The organism is Bradyrhizobium sp. Y36, assembly GCF_002531575.1.
Classification (GTDB): Bacteria; Pseudomonadota; Alphaproteobacteria; order Rhizobiales; family Xanthobacteraceae; genus Bradyrhizobium.
On record NZ_NWTI01000010.1, the window covers coordinates 42,325 to 55,270 of the forward strand.

At 65.5% G+C, this 12,946-nt stretch carries 11 protein-coding genes and 1 pseudogene; 4 read left to right on the plus strand and 8 right to left on the minus strand.

Going from position 1 to position 12,946, the window contains the following annotated elements:
• Nucleotides 1–243: 243 nt before the first annotated feature.
• Both CO669_RS18245 and CO669_RS18250 read right to left on the minus strand, forming a co-directional pair.
• Entirely contained in the window at nt 244–933 is a 690-nt protein-coding gene (locus CO669_RS18245) for a VOC family protein (RefSeq protein ID WP_097661459.1), read from the minus strand.
• A gap of 45 nt (nt 934–978) precedes the next feature.
• Complete coding sequence (locus tag CO669_RS18250; RefSeq protein ID WP_097661460.1) at nt 979–1,647, minus strand: sensor histidine kinase; 669 nt, start codon at nt 1,645–1,647, stop codon at nt 979–981.
• Nucleotides 1,648–1,969: 322 nt separating this feature from the next.
• On the opposite strand from CO669_RS18250, the gene CO669_RS18255 reads away from it, so the two are divergent.
• From CO669_RS18255 to CO669_RS18265, 3 genes and pseudogenes are all read left to right on the plus strand, one after another.
• Nucleotides 1,970–4,843 carry an ATP-binding protein gene (locus CO669_RS18255; RefSeq protein WP_097661273.1) on the plus strand — a complete coding sequence of 958 codons (2,874 nt, stop codon included), beginning with the start codon at nt 1,970–1,972 and terminating at the stop codon, nt 4,841–4,843.
• Nucleotides 4,844–4,961: 118 nt separating this feature from the next.
• On the plus strand, nt 4,962–5,669 hold the full coding sequence (locus tag CO669_RS18260) for a hypothetical protein (protein WP_097661274.1): 708 nt from the start codon (nt 4,962–4,964) through the stop codon (nt 5,667–5,669).
• Nucleotides 5,670–6,006: 337 nt separating this feature from the next.
• Nucleotides 6,007–6,450: pseudogene (locus CO669_RS18265) on the plus strand (helix-turn-helix domain-containing protein); the annotation flags it as partial.
• Nucleotides 6,451–6,594: 144 nt separating this feature from the next.
• Here the strand turns inward: CO669_RS18265 and CO669_RS18270 are convergent.
• The 3 genes from CO669_RS18270 to CO669_RS18280 all read right to left on the minus strand — a co-directional run bounded on the left by CO669_RS18270 (nt 6,595) and on the right by CO669_RS18280 (nt 9,762).
• Nucleotides 6,595–8,916 carry a molybdopterin guanine dinucleotide-containing S/N-oxide reductase gene (locus CO669_RS18270; RefSeq protein ID WP_097661277.1) on the minus strand — a complete coding sequence of 774 codons (2,322 nt, stop codon included), beginning with the start codon at nt 8,914–8,916 and terminating at the stop codon, nt 6,595–6,597.
• A 340-nt stretch (nt 8,917–9,256) separates the two neighbouring features.
• Nucleotides 9,257–9,439: a hypothetical protein gene (locus CO669_RS18275; protein WP_097661279.1), complete on the minus strand. Its 183-nt coding sequence runs from the start codon at nt 9,437–9,439 to the stop codon at nt 9,257–9,259.
• Nucleotides 9,440–9,567: 128 nt separating this feature from the next.
• Nucleotides 9,568–9,762 (minus strand): hypothetical protein, encoded by a 195-nt coding sequence (locus CO669_RS18280; protein ID WP_097661281.1) that lies wholly within the window; start codon nt 9,760–9,762, stop codon nt 9,568–9,570.
• Nucleotides 9,763–9,848: 86 nt separating this feature from the next.
• On the opposite strand from CO669_RS18280, the gene CO669_RS18285 reads away from it, so the two are divergent.
• A complete protein-coding gene (locus CO669_RS18285) occupies nt 9,849–10,364 on the plus strand; it encodes a YciE/YciF ferroxidase family protein (RefSeq protein WP_097661282.1) in 516 nt (171 codons plus the stop codon).
• A gap of 69 nt (nt 10,365–10,433) precedes the next feature.
• Here CO669_RS18285 and ubiV read toward each other — a convergent pair whose 3' ends face one another.
• The 3 genes from ubiV to ubiT are packed head-to-tail and all read right to left on the minus strand — an operon-like array spanning nt 10,434 to nt 12,851.
• Nucleotides 10,434–11,369, minus strand: coding sequence for a ubiquinone anaerobic biosynthesis protein UbiV (gene ubiV / locus CO669_RS18290; RefSeq protein ID WP_097661284.1), 936 nt, complete (start codon nt 11,367–11,369; stop codon nt 10,434–10,436).
• Between the two features lie 26 nt (nt 11,370–11,395).
• Nucleotides 11,396–12,373 (minus strand): ubiquinone anaerobic biosynthesis protein UbiU, encoded by a 978-nt coding sequence (gene ubiU, locus CO669_RS18295; RefSeq protein ID WP_198964096.1) that lies wholly within the window; start codon nt 12,371–12,373, stop codon nt 11,396–11,398.
• Between the two features lie 4 nt (nt 12,374–12,377).
• Nucleotides 12,378–12,851 (minus strand): ubiquinone anaerobic biosynthesis accessory factor UbiT, encoded by a 474-nt coding sequence (gene ubiT / locus CO669_RS18300; protein ID WP_245444350.1) that lies wholly within the window; start codon nt 12,849–12,851, stop codon nt 12,378–12,380.
• Between the last annotated feature and the right edge of the window lie 95 nt (nt 12,852–12,946).

The following is a 12,946-nucleotide window of genomic DNA, read 5'->3' on the forward strand; positions in this document are numbered from 1 at the left end:
GAATCTCCCTTGCTTTGGTCGGTGACGCTGACCGAATTTGAAATTCGACGTGTCGGCTCGTGTGCAGAGAGACTGGCGCAGGCGCTTCCGATTTGCTTGTTATGGATTGTTAGAGCGCGTTAGCCTTTGCGAGTCTGCGCGGTTGAGGGGATCGACGGGCGCTGTCGCAAGGCGCGGCGATACAACGCAAACGGCGCGCGATGAGGACGTCATCGCGCGCCGTGACCATGACGTGCAGCGGCTTCAGGCTGGCAGCGTTTGACCGGCCTGCTCGCGAACGACGTAGTCGGCGTACCACTCCGCCCAATTCTCGTCGTGCCCGCCGGTCCGCTTCTCGTGCTCGCCATGCGCCACTGCGGCGCGACGCAGGGCCGCGGCAAGATCGGTCGATGAAGCGAACGCGGTGCCGCCCCCCGCGATGCGCCCCGGCAGCCGTGTCGTGACTTCCTGGAACAGCCAGCCGTTGCCGTCGGGATCGCTGAACGAGGCGAACGAGCTGTAGCTGCCGCGCTTCGGGTCGGCGCCGCTGACGCGAACGCTGCCGAACAGATATGGCTCGTCGGGACCGGCATGGGCATCGCCGGCACCGTGGAACGGCTCGCTGACCACGATGCCGCGATCGAGCAGATCCTTTCGGGCGGCGTCGAGATCGGAGACGATCAGATACAGCCCGCGTGCCGAACCGGGAGCCGCAGCCGTGACGTTCCTGCCGAAGATCACCGAGCACGCCGATCCCGGCGGCGTGAACTGGATCACACGCCAGTCGGCGCCCGAAGTGAAATCAGCGTCCAGTCGCCAGCCGAGACGCGCGTAGAACGCCTTGGCGCGGTCGACATCGGACACCGGGATCACGATGACCTCGAGCTTCATGTCAACGCTGCGCGATGTCGAGGGACTGGTCCCGGTTTCGCGGTCGATTTCGATGATGGTCATGTCGAACTCCCTGATGTGAGACGCACTTGCAAGCACGATCGGCACTCAATCGGCGGTCGGCATCGCGATGGTCACCCGTGTGCCGCCCTGCCCTGCCTCGCCATGCAAGCGCGCGTGGATGCTGCGTGCGAGCCCTTCGAGGATGCGGCTGCCGGTGCCCTGAAGCGGGCCGGTCGCGCCAATTCCGTTGTCGGCCACCGTGTAGAGCCAGGCGCCGTCACGATGGACCACGTCGATGCGGATCACTGCGCCGCTCCTGTTGGGAAAAGCGTGCTTTGCCGCATTCGTGACCAGCTCGGTCAGCATCAGCGCGAGCCGATGGCACTGCGCAGCCGGCAATGTGCCGCTTTCGATGGCAGCCTCGCAGCGAATGCCCGCCGGCTCCAGCACCGCTTCGGAGAGCGCTCCGCACAGATTTTCGAAAAAGGGCGCGACGGACACTATCGAGGGGTCATCATTGTCGGACAGGAGCTGATAGAGCCTGCCGAAGGCAACGATGCGCCGCTCGAGCCGGTCCACCGCCAGCGATACATCCCCTCTGCCTGCGCGCGTGAAATCGCGGCGAACTGACGCACCGAGCAGAGTCAGCGTGTTCTTCATGCGATGGTGGGACTCCCGCAGCACGAGCTCCCAATCACGCGCCTGATCATCGAGACTGGCGACGAATTGAGATCGAACGACGTGGTCGTTCGGCCGAGCACCGATACCGGACATCATGGCCTCCCCGTTGAAATAGGATCTAACGCGAAGGCCATACTGGATGCATCGCACTTGTTTAGCTCGTTAGACGTTGCAAGATTCTGTTATGAAGGACGGTGCAGGCACCGGGTCAGCGCCCGGTCGATCGCTGCCAATGGGACTGCCGAGCTCGCCCGGACGTGCCCAAAACTGCTGCTTTTGGGTGAGATTGCCGGGATCGCCTCCATGCAATCCGCCGACGGCCACGCGATTTCGCCACTTTCGGCCAGTTTACTGGACGGTGCGTTCTGGTAGTTCAAAGTGCGGATTTCAGTCCTTTCACCGGAATTACTCGCCAGTGCCAGACACCAACGAGCAGGATTCGGCTATTGCTTTCGGGCCCTTCCGCTTGTTCGCAAAATCGCGATTGCTCGAAAAGGACGGCGTCCCGCATCATCTCGGCGGCCGCGCGCTCGATATCCTGATCTGCCTCGCCGAGCGAGCCGGCGAGGTCGTCGACAAGCGGGAGTTGATCAAGCGCGTCTGGGCCGACGTGAATGTCGACGAAGGCAGCCTGCGTTTCCACATCACGACGTTGCGCAAGGCCTTGAACGATAAGGCCTTGAACGACAAGGCCCTGGGCGATGCCGGCGAAGGTTCCCGCTACGTGATCAACGTCCCCGGACGCGGCTATTGCTTCGCGGCCCCGCTGCTGCGGGCCGCGCCACCGGAGATCCGGACCGGCGATCCCGCCGCTGCGCCCCGCTCGCTGCCGGCGCCGCTCGCCAAGATGATCGGGCGGGACGATGCGGTCGCGAAGATTTCGGCCGAGCTTGCGCTGCATCGTTTTGTCACAATCGTCGGCCCGGGCGGAATCGGCAAGACGTCGGTCGCACTTGCCGTCGCCCATGCCGAGCTTGCAGCCTTCGATGGCCAGGTGCGTTTCGTCGACTTCGGCGCACTGACGGATGTCGGGCTCGTTCCCGGGACGATCGTGGCCGCGCTGGGCCTCACCGTGAATTCGGACGACCCCGTGCCGGGCTTGCTGGCCTTCCTGCGCAGCCGGCGGATGCTGCTGGTGTTCGACAGCTGCGAGCACATCCTCGACGAGCTCGCCCCTCTGGCCGAACGCCTCGTCCTGGAGGCGCCGGGGCTGCATATCCTGGCCACCAGCCGGGAATCCCTTCGCACCGAAGGTGAGCGCGTCCATCGGCTGTTTCCGCTGGATTGCCCGCCGCAGCGCGACGGGCTCGGCATCGCTGACATCCTTGCCTATCCCGCAAGCCAGCTCTTCGTGGAACGCATTGCGGAGAGCCTGAGCGAATTCGAGCTCAGCGAGGAGGATGCTCCGCTGGTCGCCGAGATTTGCCGGCGGCTGGACGGCATTGCGCTCGCGATCGAGCTCGCAGCCGGACGTGTCAACGCCTATGGTATAGCAGGAACCGCCTCGCTGCTGGACAGCCGCTTTTCGCTGCTGTGGCGAGGACGGCGCACCGCGATTCCGCGGCACCAGACCCTGAGCGCGGCGCTCGCCTGGAGCTACGATCTGCTGCCACCGGCCGAAAGCGCGACGCTGCGCGGATTGTCGGTGTTCGTCGGGTCGTTCACGCTGGAGGCCGCGCTGGCCGTCGCGTCCTGCCAGGACATCAGCGAGCCCGAGGCGGTGGAAGCGATCTCGAACCTGCTCTCCAAATCGCTGATTGCGACCTCGCCCGCGGAGCGTCGGCTGCGCTATCGCCTGCTCGACACCACCCGCGCCTTCGTCGCCGACAAGCTCGCCGAGAACGGGGAAACGGACCGCGTCGCGCGCGCCCATGCCGAATATTTCCGCGACTTCCTGCGCGACATCGCGCTCAAATCCACGGGCATGCAGAGCGCGGGTGGTTTCCTTCCCTATGCGGATCACCTGCCCAATGTCCGGGCCGCGCTGAGCTGGAGCTTTTCGGACGGCGGCGACCGGACGATCGGAATCGATCTTGCGGCTTCGGCCGCCCAGTTCTTCCTCGAGCTGACTTTGCTGACCGAGTGCTATCGCTGGACGCAGCAGGCCCTTGCCTCGCTCGAAACCGACACGATCGACAGCCGCCAAGAGATGACGCTGCAGGCCGCGCTCGGCGTCTCCGTGATGTTCACGCAGGGCAATACCGAAGCGGTTCGCACGGCTTTCACGCGCAGCCTCCAGCTTGCCCGGGAGCTCGAGGACCTGCACTGCCAGCTCTGGCTGCTGCGCGGATTGCATATCTACCTGACCAGGGTCGGCGATTTTCACGGTGCGCTCGGCACCGGCGAGCAGGGTGAGAGCGTTGCGCGAAAGCTGAACGACTCCGCCAGCACGCTGAACGTGGAGTGGATGCTCGGTGTCGCGCATCATTTGATCGGCAACCAGGACAAGGCCGTGCAGTTCTGCGCGAGCGCGATGGTGCATAATCCCGGCTCGCAGCGGCTGAATATCGGGCATCTCGGATACGACGACCGCATCGTGGCGCTGGTGGCGCTGGCGCGCGGACTGTGGCTGACGGGCCGGCCGGAGCGTGCGATCGAGGCGGCCCGATACACGGTGCGCGAGGCCGAGCTGCTCGAACAGCCGCTCACGCTCGGCATCTCCCTGATCTGGACGATCTACGTGTTCCTCTGGGTCGGCGACTGGGCCAACGCCGAAATTCTGATCGAGCGGCTGATCGATCATTCCGCGCGGCACTTCCTCGGCCCCTATCACGCGGTCGGCATCGGCCAGAAGGGCGAGTTGCTGCTGCGACGCGGCGACGTGGACGGGGGCATCGAGCAACTCCGCCGCAGCCAGGCCACGCTCTACGCAACACGGCACCGGATCATGACAACGGTGTTTGCGACGGCGCTTGCGGAGGGACTCGCCTCCCAGAATCAGCCCGACGAGGCCCTGCAGACGATCAATGCGGCCATTGCCCAGGTCCCCGATCATGGCGAATCCTTTGACATGCCGGAAATGCTCCGGATCAAGGCCGACATCCTCGCCGGGATGGGCAATGCCGCGGAGGCCGAGAGCACCTTGCGCAAATCGCTCGATCTGTCCCGGCGCCAATGCGCGGTCGGCTGGGAGCTTCGCGGGGCGATCAGCCTCAGCCGGATCTGGCAGCGGGCCGGCAAGGCCGGCGACGCGCGCGCCCTGCTCACCCCGCTCGTCGCGCGCTACGAGGAGGGCTTCGAGACGCGCGATCTGATCGCCGCCAGGGCGTTGCTGGTCGCCCTGAATTGAGAGCATCTTCAACGAGATACCGCCATCCCGCCCGCTCGCAACTCCTAACAACTTCTAACACGCCAAGCCGCATCGGCCCCGCCATGGTGGAAACACTGCACGGTGGATATGGCGGGACATGGCGCTTCTTGATGATGTAATCGATGCCAGCGGTGGAATAGCCCGCTGGAACAGCTTGAACCGGTTCACGCTCCACCTTTCCGTCGGCGGAACGCTATTTTCCAACGCCGGACATGCCGGGGAATTCAAGGACGTGACGGCAGAGGGCTCGCCCCGGACGCAGTCGGTCCGCTTCACCGGCATTACCGGCGGGGAATATTCCGGCTCCTTTCAGCCCGACGCGGTCACCATCGAGAGCCCGGATGGCGAAGTCCTGCGGACCTGGCGCAACCCGAGCCTCGCGTTCCCCGAGGCCAGTCCGCCTGCGCTTGCGGACGAGCTGCATCTCGTCTTCTTCTGCGGCGTGACGATCTGGAATTATTTGACCAACCCGTTCCTGCTCGCCCATGAGGATGTCGTGGTGGACGAGCTGCCGCCCTGGCAAGAGGGTAGCGAAACGTGGCGGCGGCTGCGGGCGCGATTCCCCTCGCACATCATCACGCTCGCGCCGGAACAGATCTACTATTTCGACGAGAGCGCCCTGCAGCGGCGTACGGATCACGATCTCTTCGGAATGAAGGTCGCACATTCCTCCTGGGCTCACGACAGCTTCGGCGGCATCGTGGTGCCGACACTTCGACGCATTCAGACGTTGCGGCCGGATGGAACCGTGATCGCAAGGCCCGTGCTCATGGACGTCGAGATCTTCGACGCCGTCTTCGAATAGCGGCGGCGCGCGCGAGCCCGACGACGGCCCACAGCTCTCAACGTCCAACGAACTGCCTTATCGGAGCCTGCGGCGGGCTGTCGCACGCGGTGCGCGCGCACAAAATCTAACAGATCCTAATCACCACTAACGAGCGTCCTGGCCAGCTCACGCCTATCCTCCGAGCATGGAAAGCATTGAGTTTGCGCGTTTGCCGATCGTCGCAAACAGCCGCAAAGCCTGGAGAGGACGAACGATGTCGAGCAACTTGCACCCTGCGCATGTCTGGATCGATCTTCCGGCCGGCGCGCGGGATCACGAGGTTCTTCGCCCCACACCGGTCATTGCCCGGGAAAGCCACATCGCGGGAATGGAGCTGCGGCGTGTCAGGGTCAACGCCCTGCCAAAATGGCGGCTGCGGCGGGTCGAGCAATTTATCGCGAATCATTTCGACCGCTACATCAGCCTGGCCGAGCTCGCCAATGTCGCCGGCCTGTCCAGGATGCATTTTGCAGCCCAGTTCCGTGCCGCGACCGGCTACCGTCCCCGCGAATATCTGCTGCATCACCGGACCAAGCATGCCAAGACGCTGCTCGCAACCACCGAGCTGCCATTGGCGGAGATCGCGCTGGCGGTCGGCTTCAGCACCCAGGCGCATTTTTCGACTGTCTTCAAGCGCATCAGTGGCGAGTCTCCGGCGCGCTGGCGTCTTGCCAGCAAAGGGGAGCGGCCCGCGGTCGAAGCCCCCTCACCGCGTCGTCCTTCCCCGGAGCGGGATTGGATGGCCAGCGCAGCCGCTTGAGTGTCGGCCAGCTCGCGCCCTCTCCTCCCGGGCCTGCGAGCTTCTCGGGGCCGCCCTGATCCCACACAGGACGGCCCCTCTTTCCTGCTCGATCCCTGTCAGCCGCGCAGAGCCGGGACACGAGACCGAAATACTGCCTCTCGCCTACGCTGGATCGAACGCGCGGATCGGCGGTAGATTGCCGGTGAACTTCTCGACCTCCACCGTCGTCAGCTGGCCGGTGCAGCCTTGCGCCAGCGACGAGGTGCCGACGTCGCGGGTGAGCACGTTCGGATTGCCGTGCACGCAGAGCGGCGCTTCGTCTTCGGGATCCATCGGATCGTACCAGGCGCCGGTCGGAAGCTGCACGACGCCGGGCGCGATGCCGTCGGTGACGTGGACCGCGGCAAGGCAGGCGCCGCGCGCGTTGAACAGGCGGATGATGTCGCCGTCCGTGATGCCGCGCGCGTTGGCGTCAACAGGGTTCATGCGCGCGACCTCACGGCCGCGATGTTTGGCGGCAAGCGAATGCCCGCCGAAATCGAGCTGGCTGTGCAGGCGGGTCACCGGCTGGTTGGCGACGAGGAAGCACGGCGCGCCAGGTTTGGGCATGTCGGACTTCTCCAGCCAGACCGGATGGCCTGGACAATCCGCATCGCCATGGCCGGCGATCTTGGCTGAGAAGATCTCGATGCGACCGCTCGGTGTTGGCAGCGCGTGATTGACCGGATCTTCACGAAAACGACGCAGCCGGCCGCCGTCGTCGGGCTGCTGCGGCACGACCAGGCTGCCGCGCGCCCAGAACTCCTCGAAGCTCGGTGCCTCCAGGCCGCGCCTCGCAAGCGAGGCGCGGGTCGGCTCGTAGAGATGCTCCAGCCATTGCCGCGACGTGCGTCCCTCGGTGAAGGGCTCGCGCGCTCCGAGACGCTCGGCGAGATCAGCGAAGATGTCGAAATCGTCGCGCGCCAGGCCGAACGGCTCGGCGATGCGGTGCATCGCGACCATCAGGGGATCGTTGGTGGAATAGCCGATGTCCTCGCGCTCCAGCGTCATCGTCGCGGGCAGCACGATGTCGGCGTGACGCGCCGTCGCGGTCCAGGCGAGCTCGTGCACGACGAAGGTGTCGAGTTGCGCAAAGGCCTTGCGCAGGCGGTTGATGTCCTGGTGATGGTGGAACGGATTGCCGCCGGCCCAATAGACGAGACGAATGTCCGGATAGGTGCGCGTCTCGCCGTTGTAGCGATATGTCGTGCCGGGATTGAGCAGCATGTCGGCGATGCGCGCCACCGGTATGAAATCGGCAACGCCGTTGCGGCCCTGCCCCAGCGTCGGCCCCGGCACGTCGTTCACGCGGCGGCCGTAATAGCCGATCGCCCCCAGCGAATAAGCGTAGCCGCCGCCGGCAAGACCGATCTGGCCGAGGGCTGCCGCCAGCACCATGCCCATCCACACCGGCTGCTCGCCATGCTCGGCGCGCTGCAGCGAATGCGAGACGATGATCAGCGTGCGCTTGCCGGCGGCGCGGCGCGCCAGCTTGCGGACGGTGTTCGCATCGACGCCCGAGATCGCGGCGGCCCATTCGGCGTGCTTGGCTTGGCCGTCGCTCTCGCCCATGAGATAGCGCAGGAAGACGGGCCAGCCCTCGGTGTAGCGATCGAGGAAGGCCTGGTCGTGCAGACCTTCGCTGACCAGCGTGTGGACGATGCCGAGCATCAGCGCGGTGTCGGTGCCGGGCACGCAGCTCATCCATTCGGCGCCGGCTTCCACCGGCAGATCGTCGCGGAGCGGGCTGACCAGGACGAACTCGCAGCCCCGCTTGCGCGCCGCCTCCATCGCGCCGCGCTCGACATGCTTGCTGATCGAGCCGCCGGCCACCATCGAGTTCTTCAGCGCCATGCCCCCGAACGCCAGCACGATCTCGGTCTCTGTCGCGATCTGCTCCCAGGTGACGTTGCGCTTGGTGATGTCCTCATAGCCCGCCAAAATCTGCGGCAGCAGCACCGAGGAAGCGCCGGACGAGTAGGTGTTCACCGAGCGCACATAGCCGCCCAGCGCGATGTTGAGGAAGCGATGCACCTGGCTCTGGGCGTGATGGAAGCGGCCTGCGCTCGACCAGCCATAGGAGCCGCCGAACACGGCGCCGGGACCACGCGTGTCGCGGATGCGGCCGAGCTCGTCGCCGAGCAGGTCGAGCGCCTTTTCCCAGCTGACGGATACGAACTCGTCGCGGCCGCGGCGATCGTCCGGACCGGGTCCACGCTCGAGCCAGCCGCGGCGAATCGCCGGCTGGGCGATGCGCGCCTGGTGGCGCAGCGCGCCGGGGAAATTGTCGATGATGCCGTTGGGATCGGGATCGCCCGCATAGGCCCGAACCTCGAGCCCGGCCGCGCCCTGACGCGCCGAAAACACGCCCCAATGCGAGGTGTGCGGCTTGAAGCCGTCGGAAAGGTCCAGACCGGGGTCGGGGAAGCCAATCGTATCGTCCATCGTCTGATCCTTGTTCCGGCGGCGCCTGCAATCGGGGTGGTACTATACCGATCCGGCCCGAACGTCGTCGAGATCAGCCTTGACGGAAACGCTGGGCTGCCCCGCGCAGAGCCCGGCCGCCGGCCGCCTCGCGAGGAACGAAAGCTTCCGCAGCTTCATTGAAATTGCAGACAAGGCCGCGGACCGGCATGGGCAAGATATTGATCAGCGTCGACGTCGTGGGCTGGCCGATTGTCGTCGCCCTTGCGGTCTATGTGATCACGCTATGGCGACCTGCACTCCGGACGTGCACTCCAATGCGGGCATCCAGCGGCGGCCGCCCCCAGCATCGGTGGCCACATCACTCGCCGGCGCAGCAATCCACCAGAAGCTCCCAGATCCGCTGCGCCTCACCGCGTTCGTATGCGTCCGGCATCTTCTCGCCACTGGGCTGTCCGTAGCCGGCGATGGCGCGGACGTCGCGAGGCACGATCCACCGCTCCGTGATCGGGTCGTACCATTTTCCAATGTTCAGCCCAGTCACGGCGATCGACTCTCAGATATGATCAACAGTCGAGCGAGGCGCCTGCCACGGCTTCATTCGAGCCATTCGGCGACGCGTCATACAATTTACCAATCGTGAGCGCGCAGGATCGTTCCCCCTCTTTGGGCTCATCCCGGCCGGGCTGGATGAAGCGTGCGCGGATGCCGCTCGTGCAGCAGCCGCGCAAGCTCCTCACGCTCGGTCGCGCGCCCCTTCATGGCCGCCTCGAACAGCGCCTCCTGGATGTCGCGCGGCATGTCGCCCCACACCTCCATCGCCGCGCGTCCGAGCAGGCCCGCAAGATGATCAACACCGTCGTTCATTCGGCTCTCCTGGTCTCAACATGGAATGGAACAGCTGCGGACGTCGAGCGTTCCAGTGCCATCATTGTAAAAAGGAGGCGTCGTTTATGGGTTTCTTCACCAAGGACATCAAGACCATGGAAGACCTGCTGCTGCACGGGCTGCAGGACATCTATTACGCCGAGCAGCAGATCCTGAAGGCGCTGCCAGACATGATCGAGAAGGCAACCAACAAGGATCTCGTTGCCGGCTTGAAGGCGCATCTGGACGAGACCAACAAGCAGGTCGAGCGGCTCGACAAGGTGTTCGCCAAGCTCGGCAAGGAGCCCAGCGGCACGCAATGCCCGGCGATCGACGGCCTCATCAAGGAGGCCGACGCGACCGCCGGCGAGATCGAGGACAAGGCGGTGCTCGACGCGGCGATCGTCGCCAATGCGCAGGCCGTGGAGCACTACGAGATGTGCCGCTACGGCACGCTGATCGCCTGGGCCGAAGAGCTAGGCCACGACGACATCGTGCGCTTCCTCACGACCAATCTCAACGAGGAGAAGGCTGCCAACACCAAGCTGAACACGGTGGCGCTTCGCAAGGGCGTCAACGCCAAGGCGTCGAACGCAGCCTGATCGACGTGCGACCAAGGCTGAGCCCGAGGACCTGGCGGCCCGGCGCGTGGGCCGCCATGGTCTATCGGACTAGACGGGGCCGATCTGCGGCGCCACGCTTTGCATGTCGCCCGATCGGCCGCGACGGTAGAGGTGCCCCGGCTCTGCCCACAGAAACCCATTCGAGAACGGCACACCGGCATAGACCGCGGCAAGCCGGCGGTTGCCGCCGTCGGCATCGTCACGACCGTCGAGCACGTCGCGAAAAATCCTGGCGATCTCGACCATGTCGCAATCCTGCGGCGACAGGCGCAGCGAGCCGACCTTGCTCTCGCGCAAGATGCCGGCGTCCCCCAGCAGATTGGCGCAGGTGTGCGACAGGGTCTGCACGCCGTTGATGGTCAGGAAGTCCTGCTGCTCCAGCGTGTTCAGAAGAAGCCCATCCGGGTCCTTCTCACAGACGAAGCGGCAATTGTCCTTGGCGAGCTTGTGAAGGCGCGCGTGATAGCAGCGGGCTGAGATGGCCAGCGGCACCCTGCCGAACGCGAACACCTCGGTCGTGACATCGGGAATGGCCTTCGCGATCGTCGCCACCGAGGCCAACGGCAATTCCGGCGGCAGACAGATGCGCTTCGCCCCGTGCGCGGCGTGGAAGGCCGCGCTCGCCTCGTTGTAGATGTTGACGAAGGGCCCGATGGCGTGCGGCCGGCCTGCGAGCGCCCTGAGGCAGGTCAGATCATTCACCTCGACCATGGCGCCTTCGACCGCCGCGAGCTCTTCGGTCTGGCGCCGCTCGCGCCGCAGCGAGACCAGGATCAGCGAGCCCAGCAGCACCTGCTTGCCCGCGCTCTGCAGACGTTCGACCACGGCCGGGATGTGGTCGGCGAAGAACGGCGAGCGCTTGGAGCAGACGATCTCGCCGACCGAGACGACATCGACCGGCGCTTCGTCGGCGATGCGGAAATAGAAGTCGCGCCAGCGTTCCGGCGCCCAATTGTACAGAACTGGACCGAGGCTGAGTTGCATCGCTGGATCTCACAAATTCGAAAAGATTAGCGCCAGGTCTTACGATAGGCGCCGAGCGTGGAGGCCTGTCCCTCGGTGAATGGTTTCAGGCTCGCAATGTCGGTCTCGCTCCCGCTTTCGAGCGCCGCGAGCGCATGACGGAAATGCCGCACCACGCTTTCGACATAGGCACGGCCGCGCTGGCGGCCCTCGATCTTGAGCGCCGTCACGCCGGCATTGCGCATGCCCCTGAGCAGCGTCGTGGCATCCAGGCTGACGGGATCCTCGAAAATGTAGCCGGCGCCCTGCGCGGTCGAGAAGCGGCCCTTGCACAGCGTCGGATAGCCCGCAGGCTCGCTCACGGCGAAGCGGTTGATGGCGAAGCCGCCGAGGCTGGACTTGGTCCCGTCCGCGGTCTGTTCGTAGGTCACGTGGCTTGGAGGGGAGCAGACACCCTGCATGTTCGGCGATTTGCCGGTCGCATAGGACGACAGCGAGCAGCGCCCCTCGGCCATCACGCAGAGGCCGCCGAACACGAAAACTTCGGTCTCGCAGGCCGACTCCCGGGTGATCTCGGCGATCTCGGGGACGCTGAGGACACGCGGCAGCACGACGCGCTTTGCGCCGAAGGTTTCGGCATAGAAGGCGATGGCATCGGGATTTGCGGCCGCGGCCTGAACCGAGACATGAAGACGCTGGTTCGGATGGCGCCGCGCCGTGTAGTCCATCAAGCCGATGTCGGCGAGGATCAGCGCATCGGCGCCGGCACTCACGGCATCGTCCACCGCGCGATGCCAGAGCTCGACGGCGGAGGCGCGCGGGAAGGTGTTGATGGCCACCAGGACCCTCGCCCCGCGGCCATGCGCCAGCGCGATGCTCTTGCGCATCTCGTCGCGGCTGAAATTCAGCCCCGGAAAATTGCGCGCGTTGGTCTCGTCGTTGAAGCCGCAATAGATCGCGTCGGCGCCGGCATCGATCGCGCTTCTCAGCGCCGCCGGCGTGCCGGCAGGACAGATCAGTTCCATCATCTCAACTGCTCGCTTGCCCGGATGAACCGATCACGTGGCCGCGGGCAGCCTCGAACGCACGCCTCACCGGCACTCCCAGCGGGCCGAACAGCGAGGACGCTTCAGCGGCGAGATCGAGCTGGGCGTCGTCGATCGCATTGCGCAGCGCCAGCACCGCCTCGACATCGCCCTCGATGACCAGCTCGCGCGAGAACATCAGGGCATCGCCGTCAACCCGGCCTTCGAGCAGAGCCAGCAGATTGGCGAATGAGGCCGAGATCCGCGCATCCAGTCCCGGCGGCAAATCACGCACGACGGACAGGCGCGGCGGCGTCGCCTCGACCACGAAGGCAAACGGCAGGTCGATCGGCCTGATGCCGAAGCGCGCACGCGCGTGAGGGCCGAGCCGGTCGAATAGTGCAGGATTGCGCCGATGAATCCGCTGCAGGACACCGCCGAGAACGAGCTGCAACGGCAGCAGAGGCAGAGGACGCATGGCCAATGCGACGAGCGGCGGAATCGTCGGCAACGGGCCGGGCGATGCGGCGGATGGATCATTCATGCCCCCACATCTGGACGGATTGCATGCCG

Excerpts from the sequence above, each read along its gene's own strand:
- ubiT (WP_245444350.1), bottom strand. The coding sequence starts at position 12,851 with ATGCGTCCTCTGCCTCTGCTGCCGTTGCAGCTCGTTCTCGGCGGTGTC.
- CO669_RS18270 (WP_097661277.1), bottom strand. The coding sequence starts at position 8,916 with ATGGACGATACGATTGGCTTCCCCGACCCCGGTCTGGACCTTTCCGAC.
- ubiV (WP_097661284.1), bottom strand. The coding sequence starts at position 11,369 with ATGCAACTCAGCCTCGGTCCAGTTCTGTACAATTGGGCGCCGGAACGC.
- CO669_RS18285 (WP_097661282.1), top strand. The coding sequence starts at position 9,849 with ATGGGTTTCTTCACCAAGGACATCAAGACCATGGAAGACCTGCTGCTG.
- CO669_RS18280 (WP_097661281.1), bottom strand. The coding sequence starts at position 9,762 with ATGAACGACGGTGTTGATCATCTTGCGGGCCTGCTCGGACGCGCGGCG.
- CO669_RS18250 (WP_097661460.1), bottom strand. The coding sequence starts at position 1,647 with ATGTCCGGTATCGGTGCTCGGCCGAACGACCACGTCGTTCGATCTCAA.
- ubiU (WP_198964096.1), bottom strand. The coding sequence starts at position 12,373 with ATGGAACTGATCTGTCCTGCCGGCACGCCGGCGGCGCTGAGAAGCGCG.
- CO669_RS18260 (WP_097661274.1), top strand. The coding sequence starts at position 4,962 with ATGGCGCTTCTTGATGATGTAATCGATGCCAGCGGTGGAATAGCCCGC.
- CO669_RS18245 (WP_097661459.1), bottom strand. The coding sequence starts at position 933 with ATGACCATCATCGAAATCGACCGCGAAACCGGGACCAGTCCCTCGACA.